The 17,187-nt window shown below is 45.7% G+C and carries 24 protein-coding genes; 23 read left to right on the top strand and 1 reads right to left on the bottom strand.

Features of this window, described 5'->3' with window-relative positions; genetic code table 11:
• The first annotated feature begins 46 nt into the window (after positions 1–46).
• The 4 genes from slyD (at position 47) to F0231_RS13385 (ending at position 4,070) form a co-directional block, all read left to right on the top strand.
• Positions 47–628, top strand: coding sequence for a peptidylprolyl isomerase (gene slyD, locus F0231_RS13400; protein ID WP_171760216.1), 582 nt, complete (start codon positions 47–49; stop codon positions 626–628).
• A gap of 125 nt (positions 629–753) precedes the next feature.
• Positions 754–1,695 carry an isoaspartyl peptidase/L-asparaginase gene (locus tag F0231_RS13395; protein ID WP_171760215.1) on the top strand — a complete coding sequence of 314 codons (942 nt, stop codon included), beginning with the start codon at positions 754–756 and terminating at the stop codon, positions 1,693–1,695.
• Between the two features lie 172 nt (positions 1,696–1,867).
• A complete protein-coding gene (locus F0231_RS13390; protein ID WP_171760214.1) occupies positions 1,868–3,184 on the top strand; it encodes an adenylosuccinate synthase in 1,317 nt (438 codons plus the stop codon).
• Positions 3,185–3,431: 247 nt separating this feature from the next.
• Positions 3,432–4,070, top strand: a complete 639-nt coding sequence (locus tag F0231_RS13385) for a tetratricopeptide repeat protein (RefSeq protein WP_171760213.1) — start codon at positions 3,432–3,434, stop codon at positions 4,068–4,070.
• Between the two features lie 109 nt (positions 4,071–4,179).
• On the opposite strand, the gene F0231_RS13380 is transcribed toward F0231_RS13385, so the two are convergent.
• Positions 4,180–5,589 (bottom strand): amidohydrolase, encoded by a 1,410-nt coding sequence (locus F0231_RS13380; protein ID WP_171760212.1) that lies wholly within the window; start codon positions 5,587–5,589, stop codon positions 4,180–4,182.
• A 253-nt stretch (positions 5,590–5,842) separates the two neighbouring features.
• On the opposite strand from F0231_RS13380, the gene rnr reads away from it, so the two are divergent.
• The 19 genes from rnr to rplF all read left to right on the top strand — a co-directional run bounded on the left by rnr (position 5,843) and on the right by rplF (position 17,184).
• Positions 5,843–8,302, top strand: coding sequence for a ribonuclease R (gene rnr / locus F0231_RS13375; RefSeq protein ID WP_171760211.1), 2,460 nt, complete (start codon positions 5,843–5,845; stop codon positions 8,300–8,302).
• A gap of 24 nt (positions 8,303–8,326) precedes the next feature.
• The gene (rlmB, locus tag F0231_RS13370) at positions 8,327–9,064 is read left to right on the top strand and encodes a 23S rRNA (guanosine(2251)-2'-O)-methyltransferase RlmB (RefSeq protein WP_171760210.1); all 738 of its coding nucleotides are present in this window, start codon (positions 8,327–8,329) and stop codon (positions 9,062–9,064) included.
• 457 nt (positions 9,065–9,521) lie between these two features.
• On the top strand, positions 9,522–9,833 hold the full coding sequence (rpsJ, locus tag F0231_RS13365; RefSeq protein ID WP_004410492.1) for a 30S ribosomal protein S10: 312 nt from the start codon (positions 9,522–9,524) through the stop codon (positions 9,831–9,833).
• A 14-nt stretch (positions 9,834–9,847) separates the two neighbouring features.
• Positions 9,848–10,477: a 50S ribosomal protein L3 gene (gene rplC, locus F0231_RS13360; protein ID WP_171760209.1), complete on the top strand. Its 630-nt coding sequence runs from the start codon at positions 9,848–9,850 to the stop codon at positions 10,475–10,477.
• A 17-nt stretch (positions 10,478–10,494) separates the two neighbouring features.
• Positions 10,495–11,097: a 50S ribosomal protein L4 gene (rplD, locus tag F0231_RS13355; protein ID WP_004745875.1), complete on the top strand. Its 603-nt coding sequence runs from the start codon at positions 10,495–10,497 to the stop codon at positions 11,095–11,097.
• On the top strand, positions 11,094–11,396 hold the full coding sequence (rplW, locus tag F0231_RS13350; RefSeq protein WP_004398471.1) for a 50S ribosomal protein L23: 303 nt from the start codon (positions 11,094–11,096) through the stop codon (positions 11,394–11,396). The genes rplD and rplW overlap by 4 nt, the downstream gene beginning before the upstream one ends.
• 14 nt (positions 11,397–11,410) lie before the next feature.
• Entirely contained in the window at positions 11,411–12,235 is an 825-nt protein-coding gene (gene rplB / locus F0231_RS13345; protein WP_171760208.1) for a 50S ribosomal protein L2, read from the top strand.
• Positions 12,236–12,256: 21 nt separating this feature from the next.
• Complete coding sequence (rpsS, locus tag F0231_RS13340) at positions 12,257–12,535, top strand: 30S ribosomal protein S19 (RefSeq protein WP_004745876.1); 279 nt, start codon at positions 12,257–12,259, stop codon at positions 12,533–12,535.
• 10 nt (positions 12,536–12,545) lie between these two features.
• Entirely contained in the window at positions 12,546–12,878 is a 333-nt protein-coding gene (rplV, locus tag F0231_RS13335) for a 50S ribosomal protein L22 (protein WP_004410462.1), read from the top strand.
• A gap of 19 nt (positions 12,879–12,897) precedes the next feature.
• Positions 12,898–13,596 carry a 30S ribosomal protein S3 gene (gene rpsC / locus F0231_RS13330; protein WP_005383161.1) on the top strand — a complete coding sequence of 233 codons (699 nt, stop codon included), beginning with the start codon at positions 12,898–12,900 and terminating at the stop codon, positions 13,594–13,596.
• Positions 13,597–13,607: 11 nt separating this feature from the next.
• Complete coding sequence (gene rplP, locus F0231_RS13325) at positions 13,608–14,018, top strand: 50S ribosomal protein L16 (RefSeq protein WP_004410459.1); 411 nt, start codon at positions 13,608–13,610, stop codon at positions 14,016–14,018.
• Positions 14,018–14,209, top strand: a complete 192-nt coding sequence (rpmC, locus tag F0231_RS13320; RefSeq protein ID WP_004410456.1) for a 50S ribosomal protein L29 — start codon at positions 14,018–14,020, stop codon at positions 14,207–14,209. Before rplP ends, rpmC begins: the two co-directional genes overlap by 1 nt.
• The gene (rpsQ, locus tag F0231_RS13315) at positions 14,209–14,463 is read left to right on the top strand and encodes a 30S ribosomal protein S17 (RefSeq protein WP_171760207.1); all 255 of its coding nucleotides are present in this window, start codon (positions 14,209–14,211) and stop codon (positions 14,461–14,463) included. The genes rpmC and rpsQ overlap by 1 nt, the downstream gene beginning before the upstream one ends.
• A 164-nt stretch (positions 14,464–14,627) precedes the next feature.
• The gene (gene rplN / locus F0231_RS13310; RefSeq protein ID WP_004745883.1) at positions 14,628–14,999 is read left to right on the top strand and encodes a 50S ribosomal protein L14; all 372 of its coding nucleotides are present in this window, start codon (positions 14,628–14,630) and stop codon (positions 14,997–14,999) included.
• 13 nt (positions 15,000–15,012) lie between these two features.
• Positions 15,013–15,330, top strand: a complete 318-nt coding sequence (gene rplX / locus F0231_RS13305; protein WP_004410445.1) for a 50S ribosomal protein L24 — start codon at positions 15,013–15,015, stop codon at positions 15,328–15,330.
• A gap of 23 nt (positions 15,331–15,353) precedes the next feature.
• The gene (rplE, locus tag F0231_RS13300) at positions 15,354–15,893 is read left to right on the top strand and encodes a 50S ribosomal protein L5 (RefSeq protein ID WP_004410443.1); all 540 of its coding nucleotides are present in this window, start codon (positions 15,354–15,356) and stop codon (positions 15,891–15,893) included.
• 17 nt (positions 15,894–15,910) lie between these two features.
• Positions 15,911–16,216, top strand: coding sequence for a 30S ribosomal protein S14 (gene rpsN / locus F0231_RS13295; protein WP_004410442.1), 306 nt, complete (start codon positions 15,911–15,913; stop codon positions 16,214–16,216).
• Positions 16,217–16,245: 29 nt separating this feature from the next.
• Positions 16,246–16,638, top strand: coding sequence for a 30S ribosomal protein S8 (gene rpsH, locus F0231_RS13290; RefSeq protein WP_053438824.1), 393 nt, complete (start codon positions 16,246–16,248; stop codon positions 16,636–16,638).
• Positions 16,639–16,650: 12 nt separating this feature from the next.
• Positions 16,651–17,184 (top strand): 50S ribosomal protein L6, encoded by a 534-nt coding sequence (rplF, locus tag F0231_RS13285; protein WP_138972782.1) that lies wholly within the window; start codon positions 16,651–16,653, stop codon positions 17,182–17,184.
• Positions 17,185–17,187: the final 3 nt, after the last annotated feature.

The following is a 17,187-nucleotide window of genomic DNA, read 5'->3' as shown; positions in this document are numbered from 1 at the left end:
ACGACCGTAGCACTGACTGCGGTCTTTTATTCTCCTTGGAGTAAATATGAAAATTGAAAAGAACGTAGTAGTAAGTCTTGCTTACCAAGTAAAACTAGAAGACGGTGTTGTTGTTGACCAATCAACAACTGAAGCACCTCTAGATTACCTTCACGGCAACAACAACCTAATCACAGGTCTGGAAACTGCACTAGAAGGCAAGGAAGCGGGCGCTAAGTTCTCTGTAACTGTATCTCCAGAAGAAGCGTACGGTGAGCACAACGATGCTCTAGTTCAGCGTGTTCCTGCAGATGTATTCCAAGGTGTTGATGAGATTGTGGAAGGTATGCGTTTCCTAGCGGATACAGACCAAGGACCAATCCCCGTAGAAGTAACAGAAGTTGACGGCGACGAAGTTGTTGTTGATGGCAACCACATGCTAGCTGGCCACACTCTAACGTTTGACGTTGAAGTTGTTGCGCTACGTGAAGCGACAGCAGACGAGATTGAGCACGGTCACGTTCACCAAGCTGGCGGTTGTGGTCATGACCACGATCACGAAGGCGGCTGTTGTGGTGGCGAAGGTCACGACCACGGTGAAGAGAAAAAAGACGGCTGCTGCGGTGGCGGTAGCTGTGGTTCTCACTAATAGAGAGTTTTAGACGCTAAATTCTAGCCTCTATTCACTGTTGAAAGCGCAAGTTGAGAGATCAACTTGCGCTTTTTGCTTTTATACGGTGTTATTTGCTTAAAGATAAACAACAGGAGCGTTGTGTGAGCCAACCTTTTTCAATTGCTATCCATGGCGGCGCTGGCACTATTTTACGCGAGCAGATGAGCGAAGAGCTCAAAGCTTCGATATTAACGGATCTAGAGAAGTCAGTTCGAGCGGGATACGAATTGCTTCAACAATCGGGGGATGCATTAGACGCAGTAGTCGCTGCGGTCAAAGTGCTAGAAGACTCACCTAATTTTAACGCTGGTAAAGGATCGGTTTTGACCAACAAAGAGATGGTCGAGATGGATGCTTCCGTTATGCATGGTAAAACGTTGGACGCTGGTGCGATTGCTGGCGTGCGCCATATCAAAAACCCAATTGAGTTAGCACGTGATGTGATGAAAAAAAGTGAGCATGTGCTTTTAATTGGAGAAGGTGCAGAAGAGTTTGCTTTCACCAACGGTTATGAGTTCACTGAGCAAGATTATTTCTTTACCGACCGCCGCTATGAACAGTTGCAGTCAATGAAAGAGAAAGGGCTCTTTGCGTTATCTGAATCAAAATATCCGGATGACAAAAAGTACGGTACGGTCGGTGCGGTTGCGCTCGACCAGCATGGCAACTTGGCCGCGGCGACAAGTACAGGCGGTGTAACGAATAAAAAGTATGGTCGTGTTGGTGACTCTTCCATTATCGGTGCAGGCACTTACGCTGAGAATGGGAACGTGGCGGTTTCAACAACAGGTATGGGTGAATACTTTATTCGTAAAACGGTTGCAGGAGATGTGGCAGCAAGAATGCGCTACCTGAAAGAAGATGTACATACCGCTAGTGAGACCGTCATTCAGGGAGATCTAAAAGAGATGGGCGGTGAAGGTGGTTTGATCGCTATCGATGCTCAGGGTGAGCAGCATTTTGCGATGAACAGTTCAGGCATGTATCGAGCGGGCATCGATCCTAACGGTATTCTGACCGTTAAAATATATACTGACGAGTAGCACATCTACAGCAGATATCGCCAAAGACAAAACTAACGGGCTGATTTATTTCGGCTTAGCTTCAGCTCAATGTGGATTCGCATCATATTACACTTGCATGATTAAAAAATGACTGCAAGAAATGTGATTCAGTGCTAGAATCCATTTTTAACTAGCAATCAGAACTGGAAAGATGGGAAATAACGTAGTCGTTCTAGGCACCCAATGGGGTGACGAAGGTAAAGGTAAAATTGTTGACCTTTTAACTGAAGATGCAAAATATGTGGTTCGCTACCAAGGCGGTCACAATGCAGGCCACACATTAGTAATTGACGGTGAAAAAACCGTTCTTCACTTAATTCCATCAGGCATCCTACGTGATAACGTAAAATGTGTTATCGGTAACGGCGTTGTATTATCGCCTGAAGCACTTCTTAAAGAAATGAAGCCTCTAGAAGAGCGCGGTATCCCAGTACGCGAGCGTCTTTTCGTTTCTGAAGCTTGTCCTCTAATTCTTCCGTACCACATCGCTATCGACAACGCGCGTGAAATCGCTCGTGGCGCGAAAGCTATCGGTACAACAGGTCGTGGTATCGGTCCAGCATACGAAGATAAAGTTGCTCGTCGCGGTCTACGTGTTGGCGATCTTTTCGATAAAGAGATGTTCGCTGAGAAGCTAAAAGAAGTAATGGAATTCCATAACTTCCAACTAGAGCACTTCTACAAAGCTGAAACAGTAAGCTACGAAGAAGTACTTGAGCAATGCATGGGTTACGCAGAGCTATTAACTTCAATGGTTATGGACGTAACTGACGAACTAGACGCAGCACGTAAGCGCGGCGACAAGATCATGTTCGAAGGCGCTCAAGGTACTCTACTAGATATCGACCACGGTACTTACCCATACGTAACTTCTTCTAACACGACTGCTGGTGGTGTTGCTGCAGGTTCTGGTTTCGGTCCTCGTCACATTGGTTACATCCTTGGTATCACTAAGGCTTACTGTACTCGTGTTGGCTCAGGTCCATTCCCAACAGAACTTTACGATGGTCTAGACAAGCAAGATCCTGTAGGTAAGCACCTAGGAGATGTTGGCCACGAGTTTGGTGCAACAACTGGTCGTCTACGTCGTACAGGTTGGTTCGATGCAGTGGCAATGCGCCGTGCAATCCAAATCAACTCTCTAACAGGTATGTGTCTAACTAAACTAGACGTTCTTGATGGTCTTAAAGAGATCAAGATCTGTACTGGTTACAAGATGAAAGATGGCGCTATCCTAGAAGTTTCTCCAATGGCTGCTGAGTCTTTCGAAGAAGCAACGCCAATCTACGAAACAATGCCAGGTTGGTCTGAGACTACCTTTGGTGCTAAGTCAATCGACGCGCTTCCGCAAGCTGCTCTTGACTACATCAAGCGTATCGAAGAACTAACAGGTGTACCAGTAGATATCATCTCTACAGGTCCAGACCGTAACGAAACAATCATCAAAGTTCACCCATACAGTGCTTAATGATTGATTGTTAAAGTCTTTGAAAAGCCAGCGTCTAACGCTGGCTTTTTTTTCATTTTTTTTCCTTGCGATCTGAACTGCTTACGGCAACAATTTGCCAGAAAGCGGCAATTTTGATTAAAGAGTTAGCACTGGTTGCCGATATAACTTTCAAGCTTGCCACAATAGAGTGGCACAAATAACGTTGCTGAAACGGCTCAAAGAGTTGAACAGTGGTGTTGATAATTCGAAGTTAAGAGTGCAGACAATGAAGCTAAGAAGATTAGCGGCTTCGATGGTATTGGCATTGAGTGCTTCCATGGTTCAGGCAAATGAAGCGCCTGATATTGGTGAGCCGGTGCCCATCTATACCGAAGCGGAACTAATTAAACTTATCAACAACAATCAACATTTAGAACGCGTTCAAGCGGACAGTTGTCAGCTTGTGGAAGATATCGTGGCTCGTGCGACACGCATTAGCCTACCTGCTTACGAATTTTTGTATGGTGATATGCTGGCGTGGGGAGTGTGTGTTGAACAAGACGTAGAGCTAGGGCTTTACTACATGGAAAACGCAGCCCACCAAGGTTTACCTGCGGCGTTAGAACAGATTGGACGATACTACTCTCGCGGCACGATTGTGCAGCAAGACAAAGAGCGTGCAATTCCTTACCTGCGTGAAGCGGCGGCGATGGGGAACCTCAATGCACGTATTCATTTAGCCGAGTTATTGTTGCGTGACTACGGAAGCCCGTTAGATTACGAAGATGCCTACCGCTGGCTGTATAATTCCGTTACTGGCGATAAGCGTACTCACAAAAGAATCAGTGTACTGCGCCAAGGTTTGGAAAGGCGAATGCCTCAAAACATCATCGCTAGAGCGAAAAGGCGCGATACCTTCTGGTAACAAGCATTGTAAACCGAACTGCACTTTGGTTTATCTAAGCTCAGAGACAAAAATGCCCAGCACTTGCTGGGCATTGTTTTATCTACGAGTTGGTTTTTCTAACAGTGGATTATTGAACCACTTCACCTGCGTCGATTACGGTTTGACGAACGACTTTAGTAAATTCTAGTGCTTCTTCGCGGATGGCATCTTCATCAACCGTCAGCATCTCACGGTCTTTCATGAGCATCTTACCATCAACGATTGTGTGCTTAACGTTACCTGAGTTAGCTGAATAAACCAATGCAGAGTATGGGTTGTAAACGGGTACCATGTTTGGTGCTTTAGTATCAACAACGATGATGTCAGCAAGCTTACCAATTTCAAGAGAGCCAATCTTATCTTCCATATGAAGTGCTTTAGCAGCGCCCATGGTTGCCATGTCGATGACTTTAATTGGTGGCATAGCCGCGCGGTCTTTGTTCGCTAGTTTATGCACTTTTGCCACTTGGTTGAACTCATCAATTGTGCTCAATGTGTTACCTGACATTGGGCCATCTGTACCTAGACCGATACGTACATCTTCATCGTACATTTTAAGGGCTGGAGAAACGCCTTTTGCAGATTTGATGTTTGCACTCATGTTGTGTGCGACGCCCATATTTGACTCTTTCACTAGTTCGATATCTTTATCATCCACTAGAATCATGTGTGCGCCGACTAGGTTCTGGTTTAGAGCACCGATGCTGTGCATGTACTGTACTGGCGAAAGCCCATCAGCACGTTTGGCGATCTTCTCTTCTTCACGATGAGATTCTGCTAAGTGAATCATGACAGGCACATCGTGCTCAAGAGACAGCTTTGCAACTTTCTGCAGGATCTCAGTGGTGTTTGTGTAAGGTGCGTGCGGAGCAAATGCTGGTGTAATACGCGGGTGATCTTTGTACTCTTCAATGAAGTTCAATGCGTATTTGATACCTTCCTCTGCATTGGCAGCGTCAGCTACCGGGAACTTAATAACGGTTTCACCAAGAACAGCGCGCATACCAATCTTATCAACGGTCTTTGCGACTTCATCTTCAAAGTAGTACATGTCGGCATAAGTCGTTACGCCACCTTTAACCATTTCAACGTTACCAAGGTTTGCGCCAATACGAACCATGTCACGAGAAACAAGCTTTGCTTCCAGTGGGAAGATGTAACGGTGTAGACGATCTGGCACGTCATCCGCCAAAGAACGGAACACGGTCATAGAAACGTGAGTATGCGTGTTGATCAAGCCTGGCATGACGATGTCACCATCTACATCCAGTACTTTCTTTGCGTCGTACTGCTTCTCTAGTAACTCATCACCAACGGCAATAATCTTGTTACCTTTTACTACCACAGTCCCGCTTTCATAAACGGTTTTATCTTGGTTCATTGTTAGAACCATAGCGTCTGTAATCATTAGATCAGCTTTTTCTGCCGCTGAAGCGGATAGTGAGAACAGACCAAGACCAGCGATAGCCGTTGCTAGTAGTGTACGTTTCATACTCATAGGAATTACCTGTAGTAAAAGGGAAAGTAAAATTTTCCTGAATCATACTTGTTAATTTACCTTCTGCAATCGTTTGCTTCATCAGTTGCATTAAAGTGTGATCTTAATCGTATGGTGTAATGGAATGTTAAAGGAGATGCCAAGTTATGAAAAAGCCGCTGAAAAAACACGATTTTAAGTCGACTTACCTGTAGCTTAAACATGGAGTCAGATATACTAGATTTAATTCCTTCCTTCTTTAATAGGCACGCCTATGTCAGACAATACCCATAACGACCCATTTGCGGCTCGTGAATCGGAAAACTATGAAAACCCGATCCCAAGCCGAGAGTTCATTCTAGAGTTCCTCACTCAAGCTGGGGTTCCGATGAATCGCAATGACCTATTTGAGGCACTCAAGCTTTCTGGTGAAGATCATTATGAAGGTCTGCGTCGTCGTCTTCGTGCGATGGAGCGTGATGGTCAATTGGTGTTTACGCGTCGTCAATGTTACGCACTGCCTGAAAAACTCGAAATGGTGAAAGGCTATGTTATTGGCCACAAAGACGGTCATGGCTGGGTACGTCCTGAAGGAAGTGTCGGCAAAGATAACGACATCGTTCTGCCTCATCACCAGATGAAGAACATCATCCACGGTGATTATGTTTTAGTTCAGCCGACAGACAATTCAAAACGCGGTCGAAAGGAAGGTCGACTGGTACGTGTACTCGAAGAGCGCACTACGCAAATTGTTGGACGTTTTTTCCTTGAGTATGGTTACTCTTATGTTGTGCCTGATGACTCTCGAATCAGCCAAGATATTCTTATCCCAAATGAGCTTCGTGCTGGGGCACGTATGGGTAACGTTGTCGTGATTGAAATCACCGATCGTGGTTCACGCTCACGAGGCATGATGGGTAAAGTGGTTGAAGTACTTGGTGAGAATATGGCGCCGGGGATGGAAACACAAATCGCGATTCGTACTCACCAGATCCCTCATGAGTGGCCAGAAGCGGTCACAAAGCAAGTTGCCGATCTGACAGAAGAAGTACCTGAAGAGGCAAAAATAGGGCGTGTCGATCTACGTGAACTGCCACTGGTTACGATAGATGGCGAAGACGCTCGTGACTTTGATGATGCTGTTTACTGTGAGAAGAAGAAAGGCGGTGGTTGGCGTTTATGGGTTGCGATTGCGGATGTGAGCTACTACGTTCGCCCTGATTCTGCACTCGATAAAGAAGCGATTAACCGTGGTAACTCGGTTTACTTCCCATCTCAAGTCGTTCCTATGTTACCAGAGGTGTTGTCGAACGGGCTTTGTTCGCTTAACCCACAAGTGGATCGTTTGTGTATGGTGTGTGAGATGACGGTTTCTGAAACAGGTAAGCTGTCTGGCTACAAACACTATGAAGCAGTAATGAACTCGCATGCTCGCCTGACTTACAACAAGGTACACGATATTTTAGAAGGTAACGAAGAGCTTCGTATGCGTTACCACAAGCTAGTGCCTCACCTAGAAGAGTTGCACAGCATGTATAAAGTTCTGAAACATGCACGTGATAATCGTGGTGCGATTGAGTTTGAAACGGTGGAAACCAAGTTTATCTTCAATGCCGAGCGTAAGATTGACAGTATTGAGCCTGTGATTCGTAACGATGCACATAAACTGATCGAAGAGTGCATGATCTTAGCGAACATCGCTTCTGCATCACTTGTCGAAAAAGCCAAAGCCGCGGCTCTGTATCGTATCCATGAAACGCCAGGAGAATTACGCCTGCAAGGTTTCCGTGATTTCCTCGGCGAGTTAGGTTTGCACCTAAACGGTGGACTTGAACCGTCACCGACGGACTATGCTGATTTAGTTAAGCAGATTGCTGAACGCCAAGATAAAGAGCTGATTCAGATCATGCTGCTGCGCTCAATGAAGCAAGCGGTGTATAACGCAGATAACTGTGGTCACTTTGGCTTAGCACTCAAACGCTATGCGCACTTTACCTCGCCAATTCGTCGTTACCCAGATTTACTATTGCACCGCGCTATCAAATACTTGATCGCGAAAGAGAATGGCACAGTTAAAGACCGTTGGACACCAACCGGTGGTTACCATTACTCGTTTGATGATATGGACTTCTACGGTGAGCAGTGTTCAATGACAGAGCGCCGTGCAGACGATGCGACTCGTGAAGTGTCAGATTGGCTTAAGTGTGAGTACATGCAAGACCACGTCGGTGAAGAGTTAGATGGGGTTATTGCCAACGTAACCGGCTTTGGTTTCTTTGTACGCTTAAATGAACTTCATATAGATGGATTGGTTCACATCTCAGCGCTGGCGAATGACTACTATCAATTTGACCCGATTGGTCAAAGACTTATCGGTGAAAGCTTTGGGGCAATCTATCGTCTAGGTGATGCGGTTAAAGTGAAGGTACTGTCCGTTAACTTAAACGATCGCCAAATTGACTTTGAATTAGTCGAAACAAGTCGTAAGCTACGCGGCGAAGGAAAGACCGCTAAGAAACGTGCGGCAGAGGCAAAGAGAAAAGCCAAAGAGAAAAAACGCGCGGCAACTAAAGGTAAAGGCCGCAAAGCGAGCCCAGAGGTAGAGCCAACCAAACGCCCTGAAAAGCCAGAGGCGAAAGGTCCGGCGAAGAAGCCTAAAGTCACTAAGGCTCGTAAGAAAAAGCCAGGTGCTAAACCTAAGAAAGCGAAGCGCCCAAATAAACCCGCGCAGTAAGCGTTAAACGAAACAGGTTTTTAAATGAGTAACGAATTTATCTACGGTATTCACGCAGTTAAAGCAGTATTAGAGCGTGAGCCAGAGCGTTTCATTGAAGCGTTCGTACTAAAAGGCCGTCAAGATGATCGCCTAATGCCAATCCTGAATGACTTACAGGTATGCGGTGTATCGATTCAACAAATGACACGTAAAACATTGGATGACAAAGCACGCGGTGCAAATCACCAAGGTATTATGGCTCGCGTAAAGCCAGCTAAGCAGCTAAACGAAAATGACTTAGATGACATTCTTGCGCAGCATGAGTCACCACTTCTGCTAGTGCTTGATGGCGTGACGGACCCACATAACTTGGGTGCTTGTCTACGTAACGCAGATGCAGCAGGGGTTGCTGCGGTTATCGTACCAAAAGATAAATCAGCGAATATTACTGCAACAGTTAGTAAAGTAGCATGTGGTGCGGCTGAAACCGTACCTCTAGTGCGTGTAACTAACCTAGCTCGTACCATGCGCGCACTGCAAGAACAGGGTGTGTGGTTTGTTGGAACAGCGGGTGAAGCAACGCATGACATCTACCAAGCTAAGTTAACGGGCTCGCTTGCAATCGTTATGGGTGCAGAAGGTGACGGTATGCGACGCCTGACTCGTGAAACTTGTGATGACCTGATTAAGATCCCGATGGCAGGCAGTGTATCAAGCTTAAACGTATCGGTAGCATCAGGCGTATGTCTATTTGAAGCAGTACGTCAGCGCCTCGCTTAATAGATAAATAACTAAAAGTTACGAAGCGCAGGTTGTTCATTCAATCTGCGCTTTTTATTTACTCAGCGTCCATAGCGCATACAATCAGCGACTTAGAAAAACTCTCGTTTATTTTTCAAACAGCACTTGCATGAAAAACTGTGATCTGTATAATGCGTCGCACTGGTTAAGCCAGTTGTGAACCAATGAGCGAAGAGGAGCTAATAAATCTACGGATTTTTTAGGTAATGTAGACTCAGCTTATGTTCGCGGTTAATACAATTAGCTACTTATTCTTCGGAATAACTATCCCCAGACGTGATTCTGGTACATAGGGGTAGTTAATCGAAAATTAACTGACAATACTTCCTAATCTTGGAAGTTACGGTTTCACATAAATCAATCGTACATTCTCTCGTCTTCACGAGTCTGAGTGGCGATATTGTTTGTGTAATTTTTAATATTGGAGCTCTGTCTCATGCAGAACCAACGTATCCGTATCCGCCTAAAAGCTTTCGATTACAAACTAATCGATGCTTCTACAGCGGAAATCGTTGAAACAGCTAAGCGCACAGGCGCACAGGTTCGTGGTCCAATCCCACTACCTACTCGTAAAGAGCGTTTCACAGTTCTTATCTCTCCACACGTTAACAAGAAAGCACGTGACCAGTACGAAATTCGTACTCACAAGCGTCTAATCGACATCGTTGAGCCAACAGACAAAACTGTTGATGCTCTAATGCGTCTAGACCTTGCTGCGGGCGTTGACGTTCAAATTAGCCTAGGTTAAGGGAGATTAGAAGAATGATTGGTCTAATCGGTCGTAAAGTGGGCATGACCCGCGTATTTACTGAAGACGGCGTTTCTATCCCAGTAACAGTTGTTGAGGTTGAAGCTAACCGTGTTTCTCAGGTTCGTACTGTAGAAACTGACGGCTACGCAGCAATCCAGGTAACTACTGGTGCAAAGAAAGCTAACCGCGTAAACAAAGCAGAAGCAGGTCACTTTGCTAAAGCTGGTGTTGAAGCTGGTCGTGGTCTTTGGGAATTCCGTTTGGAAAACGGTGAAGAGTTCGCAGTTGGCGCTGAGCTAACAGTTGAACTATTCAACGATACTAAGAAAGTAGACGTTACTGGTACATCTAAGGGTAAAGGTTTCCAAGGCGCTGTTAAGCGTTGGAACTTCCGTACTCAAGATATGACTCACGGTAACTCATTGTCTCACCGTGCTCCTGGTTCTATTGGCCAATGTCAAACTCCAGGTCGCGTATTTAAAGGCAAGAAAATGGCAGGTCACATGGGTGCTGAGCGTGTAACGACTCAAAACCTAGAGATCGTACGTGTTGACGCTGAGCGCAATCTGCTTCTTATTAAAGGTGCAGTACCAGGCGCGACTGGCGGTAACGTGATCGTTAAACCAGCTATTAAAGCATAACGTCTCAGGAGTAAGTAATGGAACTAATGGTTAAAGGTGCTGATGCACTAACTGTTTCCGAAACTACTTTCGGACGTGAGTTTAACGAAGCTCTTGTACACCAAGTAGTTGTTGCATACGCAGCAGGTGCTCGTCAAGGTACTCGTGCTCAGAAAACACGTTCAGAAGTTTCTGGCGGTGGCGCTAAGCCATGGCGTCAAAAAGGTACTGGCCGTGCACGTGCTGGTACAATCCGTAGCCCAATCTGGCGTACAGGTGGTGTTACTTTTGCTGCGAAACCACAAGATCACAGCCAAAAAGTAAACAAAAAAATGTACCGTGGTGCTATGAAGAGCATTCTTTCTGAGCTAGTTCGTCAAGAGCGTCTAATCGTTGTTGATAACTTCTCAGTAGAAGCACCAAAGACTAAAGAACTAGTTGCTAAGCTTAAAGAGCTTGAGCTAACTGACGCTTTAATCGTGACTAGCGAAGTAGATGAGAACCTATTCTTAGCTGCTCGTAACCTATACAAAGTTGACGCACGTGACGTAGCTGGTATTGACCCAGTTTCTCTAATTGCGTTCGACAAAGTTGTAATTACTGCTGATGCAGTTAAACAAGTAGAGGAGATGCTAGCATGATCACTGAAGAGCGTATCCTAAAAGTTCTACGTGCACCGCACATCTCTGAAAAAGCAACTATGGCAGCTGAGAAAGCGAATACTATCGTTTTCAAAGTAGCTAAAGATGCAACTAAAAAAGAGATCAAAGCAGCTGTAGAAAAGCTATTTGAAGTTGAAGTTAAGTCTGTAAATACTCTTATCACTAAGGGTAAGACCAAACGTCAGGGTCTACGCCAAGGTCGCCGCAGCGACGTTAAGAAAGCGTACGTTACTCTGAAAGAAGGTCAAGATCTTGACTTCGTTGGCGGCGCGGAATAACAGGAGTAGTAAAAATGGCTATTGTTAAATGTAAGCCGACTTCCCCTGGTCGTCGTCACGTTGTTAAAGTTGTTAACGCTGACCTACACAAGGGCAAGCCATACGCACCACTTCTAGAGAAAAACTCTAAGAACGGTGGTCGTAACAACAACGGTCGTATCACAGTACGTCACATCGGCGGTGGTCACAAGCACCACTACCGTGTAATTGACTTCAAACGTACTAAAGACGGTATCCCAGCGAAAGTTGAGCGTCTTGAATACGATCCAAACCGTAGCGCTAACATCGCTCTAGTTCTGTACGCAGACGGTGAGCGTCGTTACATCCTAGCACCTAAAGGTGTTAACGCAGGTGATGCTATCCAATCTGGTGTTGATGCACCAATCAAAGTTGGTAACACTCTTCCAATGCGTAACATCCCAGTAGGTTCAACTGTACACAACGTTGAACTTAAGCCTGGTAAAGGTGGTCAGCTAGCTCGTTCGGCTGGTGCTTATGCTCAAATCGTTGCTCGCGACGGTGCATACGTAACTATCCGTCTACGTTCTGGCGAAATGCGCAAAGTACTTTCTGAAGGCCGTGCAACAATCGGTGAAGTTGGTAACTCTGAGCACATGCTACGTGAACTTGGTAAAGCTGGTGCTAACCGCTGGCGCGGTGTTCGTCCAACCGTTCGTGGTGTTGTGATGAACCCAGTAGACCACCCACACGGTGGTGGTGAAGGTCGTACTTCTGGTGGCCGTCACCCAGTTTCACCATGGGGTCAGCCAACTAAAGGCTTTAAGACTCGTAAGAACAAACGCACTGACAAGTACATCGTACGTCGTCGTAACAAGTAATCTATATAAAGAGGAATCGCCATGCCACGTTCTCTCAAGAAAGGTCCTTTTATTGACCTACACTTGCTGAAGAAGGTAGAGAAAGCGGTGGAAAGCGGAGACAAGAAGCCTATTAAGACTTGGTCCCGTCGTTCAATGATCATCCCTACGATGATCGGTTTGACCATCGCTGTCCATAATGGTCGTCAGCACGTACCAGTATTTGTAACTGAAGAAATGATCGGTCACAAACTGGGCGAATTCGCACCAACACGTACTTACCGCGGCCATGTCGTGGATAAGAAAGCTAAGAAGCGTTAAGGAGTAGATGATGGAAGCACTAGCTAAACATAACTTTGCTCGCATTTCGCCTCAGAAAGCACGCTTAGTTGCGGATCAAATTCGTGGAAAATCTGTAGACCAAGCTCTAGAAATCCTGACTTTCAGCAACAAAAAAGCTGCTGAACTAATCAAGAAAGTTCTAGAGTCTGCTATCGCTAACGCGGAGCACAATGAAGGCGCAGATATTGACGATCTAAATGTCGCAAAAATCTTCGTAGATGAAGGCCCTATCATGAAGCGTATTATGCCTCGTGCTAAAGGTCGTGCGGATCGTATCTTGAAGCGTTCAAGCCACATCACTGTTGTTGTAGCAGATCGCTAAGAGACTAGGAGAGTAAGCAATGGGTCAAAAAGTACATCCTAATGGTATTCGTCTAGGCATCGTTAAGCCTTGGAATGCTACATGGTTTGCTAACACCAAAGATTTCGCTGACAACCTAGACGGCGACTTCAAGGTACGTCAGTTCCTTACAAGTGAACTGAAAAAAGCATCACTTTCACGCATCGTTATCGAGCGTCCTGCTAAGAGCATCCGTGTGACTATTCACACTGCTCGTCCAGGCGTAGTAATCGGTAAGAAAGGTGAAGACGTAGAGAAACTACGTGCAGCTGTAGCTAAAATCGCAGGTGTACCAGCGCAGATTAACATCGCTGAAGTACGTAAACCTGAGCTTGATGCACAGCTTGTTGGTGACAGCATCGCGTCTCAGCTAGAGCGTCGTGTTATGTTCCGTCGTGCTATGAAGCGCGCGGTACAAAACGCTATGCGTCTAGGCGCTAAAGGCATCAAGGTAGAAGTAAGCGGTCGTCTAGGCGGCGCTGAAATTGCACGTTCTGAGTGGTACCGTGAAGGTCGTGTACCTCTACACACTCTACGTGCTGACATTGATTACGCAACTTCTTCGGCTCACACTCAATACGGTGTGATCGGCATTAAGACTTGGATCTTCAAAGGTGAGATTCTTGGCGGTATGCCTGCAGCTAACGCTGTAGAGCCTAAAGGCGATAAGCCTAAGAAGCAGCGCAAAGGCCGTAAGTAAGGAGTCGACAGATGCTACAACCTAAACGTACTAAGTTCCGTAAGGTTCAGACAGGTCGTAACCGTGGTCTAGCTAAAGGTACTGATGTAAGCTTCGGCGAATTCGGTCTTAAAGCTACTGGCCGTGGTCGTCTAACTGCTCGTCAAATCGAAGCGGCACGTCGTGCAATGACACGTCACGTTAAGCGTCAAGGTAAAATCTGGATCCGTGTGTTCCCAGACAAGCCTATCACAGAAAAACCACTTGAAGTTCGTCAGGGTAAGGGTAAAGGTAACGTTGAGTACTGGGTAGCCCAAATCCAACCTGGTAAGGTTATGTACGAAATGGGTGGTGTACCTGAAGAATTGGCACGTGAAGCGTTCCGCCTAGCGGCACGTAAACTGCCATTCAAAACTACATTTGTAACTAAGCAGGTGATGTGATGAAAGCACAAGATCTACGCGAAAAAAGCGTTGAAGAGCTTAACGCAGAGCTATTGAATTTGCTACGTGAACAGTTCAACCTGCGCATGCAGGCTGCAACTGGTCAGCTTCAGCAAACTCACACTCTAAAAGCTGTACGCCGTGATATCGCACGTGTGAAAACGGTTTTGACTGAGAAGGCAGGCGCATAATGAGCGAAGTAAAACGTACTCAACAAGGTCGTGTAGTTAGCGACAAGATGGACAAGTCTATCGTTGTTGCTATCGAACGCATGGTTAAACACCCAATTTACGGTAAATACGTAAAGCGTACGACTAAAGTACACGCACATGACGAGAACAACGAATGTGGCCTAGGCGACAGCGTTGAAATCGCAGAGTGTCGTCCACTGTCTAAGACTAAGTCTTGGACTTTGGTAAAAGTTCTAGAAAAAGCTAAAGGTTAATCTTAGCTAATTCTATGAAATTAAACGGCTCCAAAATTATTTTTGGGGCCGTTTATTTTTTGACTACCCAATCACAAAAAAGGGTGGTACAATTCGCGTCCCTTTTAAAGAGGCAGCCCGACCCGTGATGGGTCTAGTTATTAATATTTAGCGGAGCACTAACAATGATCCAAATGCAAAGTACACTTGACGCAGCTGATAACTCTGGCGCGCGCAAGGTAATGTGTATTAAGGTCCTGGGTGGCTCACACCGCCGTTATGCACATATCGGTGACGTTATCAAAGTTACTGTGAAGGAAGCAATTCCTCGCGGTAAAGTTAAAAAAGGTGACGTTCTGAAGGCGGTTGTTGTGCGCACTCGCAAAGGCGTTCGTCGTCCAGACGGTTCTGTCATTCGCTTCGACCGTAATGCTTGTGTATTGTTGAACGACAACACTGAGCAACCAATCGGTACACGTATCTTTGGCCCTGTGACGCGTGAACTTCGTGGCGATAAGTTCATGAAGATCGTTTCACTGGCTCCAGAAGTTCTGTAAGGAGCACGTAGAAATGGCAGCTAAAATCCGTCGTAATGACGAAGTAATCGTTCTTGCTGGTAAAGACAAAGGCAAGAAAGGTAAAGTAACTAAGGTTCTAGCAACTGGTAAAGTTATCGTTGAAGGTATCAACCTAGTTAAGAAACATCAGAAACCTGTTCCAGCTATGGGTATCCAAGGCGGTATCGTAGAGCAAGAAGCAGCAATCGACGTTTCTAACGTGGCGATTTTCAACGCAGCTACTGGTAAAGCTGACCGTATCGGTTTCCGTTTTGAAGATGGTAAGAAAGTACGTTTCTTTAAATCTAACAACGAAATCGTTTCTAACTAATAGAAGTAATTTGGAGTTCTACTATGGCGAAACTGCATGATTACTACAAGTCGTCTGTAGTCGCTGAACTGACCAAACAGTTTAGCTACACAAGCGTCATGCAAGTCCCTAGAATCGAGAAAATCACCCTAAACATGGGTGTTGGTGAAGCAATCAACGATAAGAAACTGCTAGAAAACGCAGCAGCTGATATGGCAACGATCTCTGGTCAAAAGCCACTTATCACTAAAGCGCGTAAATCTGTTGCAGGTTTTAAAATCCGTGAAGGCTACCCTATCGGTTGTAAAGTAACCTTGCGTGGCGAACGTATGTGGGATTTTCTTGAGCGTTTGATTAACATCGCTCTTCCACGAGTACGTGACTTCCGTGGCGTTAGCGCTAAGTCTTTTGACGGACGCGGTAACTACAGCATGGGCGTTCGCGAGCAAATCATCTTCCCGGAAATCGACTTTGATAAAGTTGATAAAGTACGCGGTCTAGACATCACTATTACGACGTCTGCTGGTACTGATGAGGAAGGCCGAGCTCTGCTGGCTGCCTTTAACTTCCCATTCCGTAAGTAAGGTGAAGGGTTACTGTTATGGCTAAAAATTCAATGAAAGCACGTGAAGCAAAACGTGCAAAGCTTGTAGCTAAGTTCGCTGAAAAGCGTGCAGCGCTTAAAGCTATCATCAGCGATGTAAACGCATCTGAAGAAGATCGTTGGAACGCGGTTCTTACACTGCAATCTCTTCCACGTGATTCAAGTGCATCTCGTCAGCGCAACCGTTGTAACCAAACTGGTCGTCCACACGGTTACCTACGTAAGTTCGGTCTAAGCCGTATCAAAGTTCGTGAAGCTTGCATGAAAGGCGAGATTCCTGGACTTCGTAAGGCTAGCTGGTAATTGCCACTTAATCATTTGGAGTAAATCATATGAGCATGCAAGATCCGATTTCGGATATGCTGACCCGCGTTCGTAACGGTCAGGCAGCAAACAAAGTTGCTGTTAAAATGCCTTCTTCAAAGCTTAAAGTTGCAATTGCTGCACTACTAAAAGCTGAAGGTTACATCGTTGATTTCGCTGTTGAAGGCGAAGTTAAACCTGAGCTTGAAGTTACTCTTAAGTACTTCCAAGCTAAACCAGTAATCGAGCAACTTAAACGTGTTTCTCGTCCAGGTCTACGTGTTTACAAGAAGAAAGATGAACTTCCTTCTGTAATGGGTGGTCTTGGTGTTGCTATCGTTTCAACTTCCAAGGGTCTTATGTCAGACCGTGCTGCACGTAAAGCAGGTCTTGGTGGTGAAATCATCGCTTACGTAGCGTAATAGGAGTAGATTATGTCTCGTGTTGCTAAAGCACCTGTCGCTATTCCAGCTGGCGTAGAGGTGAAACTAAACGGCCAAGAAATCACTGTAAAAGGTGCTAAAGGCGAACTATCACGCGTTCTTAACAACGCTGTAGTTGTAGCTCAGGAAGAAAACAATCTTACTTTCGGTCCACGCGAAGGTGTGGTTAACGCATGGGCACAAGCAGGTACTGCTCGCGCTCTAGTTAACAACATGGTTGTTGGTGTTACTGAAGGCTTTACTAAGAAGCTAACTCTTAAAGGTGTTGGTTACCGTGCTGCTATCAAAGGCAACGCTGTAGGTCTAACACTAGGCTTCTCACACCCAGTTGAGCACGAGCTGCCAGCGGGTATTAAAGCTGAGTGTCCAAGCCAAACTGAAATCGTGATCACTGGTTGTGACAAACAACTTGTTGGTCAGGTTGCGGCTGACATTCGTTCTTACCGTGAGCCTGAGCCTTACAAAGGTAAAGGTGTTCGTTACGCAGATGAAAATGTGCGTACTAAAGAAGCTAAGAAGAAGTAAGGT

The sequence above is a fragment of the Vibrio sp. RE86 genome (assembly GCF_013114545.1).
GTDB lineage: Bacteria > Pseudomonadota > Gammaproteobacteria > Enterobacterales > Vibrionaceae > Vibrio.
Note: the sequence above shows the minus strand (reverse complement) of the source record. Positions and strands in the feature narration are given on the sequence as shown.

What these genes read in the sequence shown, in the direction of transcription:
- slyD (WP_171760216.1), top strand. Translation starts at nt 47, where the DNA reads ATGAAAATTGAAAAGAACGTAGTAGTAAGTCTTGCTTACCAAGTAAAA.
- F0231_RS13390 (WP_171760214.1), top strand. Translation starts at nt 1,868, where the DNA reads ATGGGAAATAACGTAGTCGTTCTAGGCACCCAATGGGGTGACGAAGGT.
- F0231_RS13385 (WP_171760213.1), top strand. Translation starts at nt 3,432, where the DNA reads ATGAAGCTAAGAAGATTAGCGGCTTCGATGGTATTGGCATTGAGTGCT.
- F0231_RS13380 (WP_171760212.1), bottom strand. Translation starts at nt 5,589, where the DNA reads ATGAGTATGAAACGTACACTACTAGCAACGGCTATCGCTGGTCTTGGT.
- rnr (WP_171760211.1), top strand. Translation starts at nt 5,843, where the DNA reads ATGTCAGACAATACCCATAACGACCCATTTGCGGCTCGTGAATCGGAA.
- rlmB (WP_171760210.1), top strand. Translation starts at nt 8,327, where the DNA reads ATGAGTAACGAATTTATCTACGGTATTCACGCAGTTAAAGCAGTATTA.
- rpsJ (WP_004410492.1), top strand. Translation starts at nt 9,522, where the DNA reads ATGCAGAACCAACGTATCCGTATCCGCCTAAAAGCTTTCGATTACAAA.
- rplC (WP_171760209.1), top strand. Translation starts at nt 9,848, where the DNA reads ATGATTGGTCTAATCGGTCGTAAAGTGGGCATGACCCGCGTATTTACT.
- rplD (WP_004745875.1), top strand. Translation starts at nt 10,495, where the DNA reads ATGGAACTAATGGTTAAAGGTGCTGATGCACTAACTGTTTCCGAAACT.
- rplW (WP_004398471.1), top strand. Translation starts at nt 11,094, where the DNA reads ATGATCACTGAAGAGCGTATCCTAAAAGTTCTACGTGCACCGCACATC.
- rplB (WP_171760208.1), top strand. Translation starts at nt 11,411, where the DNA reads ATGGCTATTGTTAAATGTAAGCCGACTTCCCCTGGTCGTCGTCACGTT.
- rpsS (WP_004745876.1), top strand. Translation starts at nt 12,257, where the DNA reads ATGCCACGTTCTCTCAAGAAAGGTCCTTTTATTGACCTACACTTGCTG.
- rplV (WP_004410462.1), top strand. Translation starts at nt 12,546, where the DNA reads ATGGAAGCACTAGCTAAACATAACTTTGCTCGCATTTCGCCTCAGAAA.
- rpsC (WP_005383161.1), top strand. Translation starts at nt 12,898, where the DNA reads ATGGGTCAAAAAGTACATCCTAATGGTATTCGTCTAGGCATCGTTAAG.
- rplP (WP_004410459.1), top strand. Translation starts at nt 13,608, where the DNA reads ATGCTACAACCTAAACGTACTAAGTTCCGTAAGGTTCAGACAGGTCGT.
- rpmC (WP_004410456.1), top strand. Translation starts at nt 14,018, where the DNA reads ATGAAAGCACAAGATCTACGCGAAAAAAGCGTTGAAGAGCTTAACGCA.
- rpsQ (WP_171760207.1), top strand. Translation starts at nt 14,209, where the DNA reads ATGAGCGAAGTAAAACGTACTCAACAAGGTCGTGTAGTTAGCGACAAG.
- rplN (WP_004745883.1), top strand. Translation starts at nt 14,628, where the DNA reads ATGATCCAAATGCAAAGTACACTTGACGCAGCTGATAACTCTGGCGCG.
- rplX (WP_004410445.1), top strand. Translation starts at nt 15,013, where the DNA reads ATGGCAGCTAAAATCCGTCGTAATGACGAAGTAATCGTTCTTGCTGGT.
- rplE (WP_004410443.1), top strand. Translation starts at nt 15,354, where the DNA reads ATGGCGAAACTGCATGATTACTACAAGTCGTCTGTAGTCGCTGAACTG.
- rpsN (WP_004410442.1), top strand. Translation starts at nt 15,911, where the DNA reads ATGGCTAAAAATTCAATGAAAGCACGTGAAGCAAAACGTGCAAAGCTT.
- rpsH (WP_053438824.1), top strand. Translation starts at nt 16,246, where the DNA reads ATGAGCATGCAAGATCCGATTTCGGATATGCTGACCCGCGTTCGTAAC.
- rplF (WP_138972782.1), top strand. Translation starts at nt 16,651, where the DNA reads ATGTCTCGTGTTGCTAAAGCACCTGTCGCTATTCCAGCTGGCGTAGAG.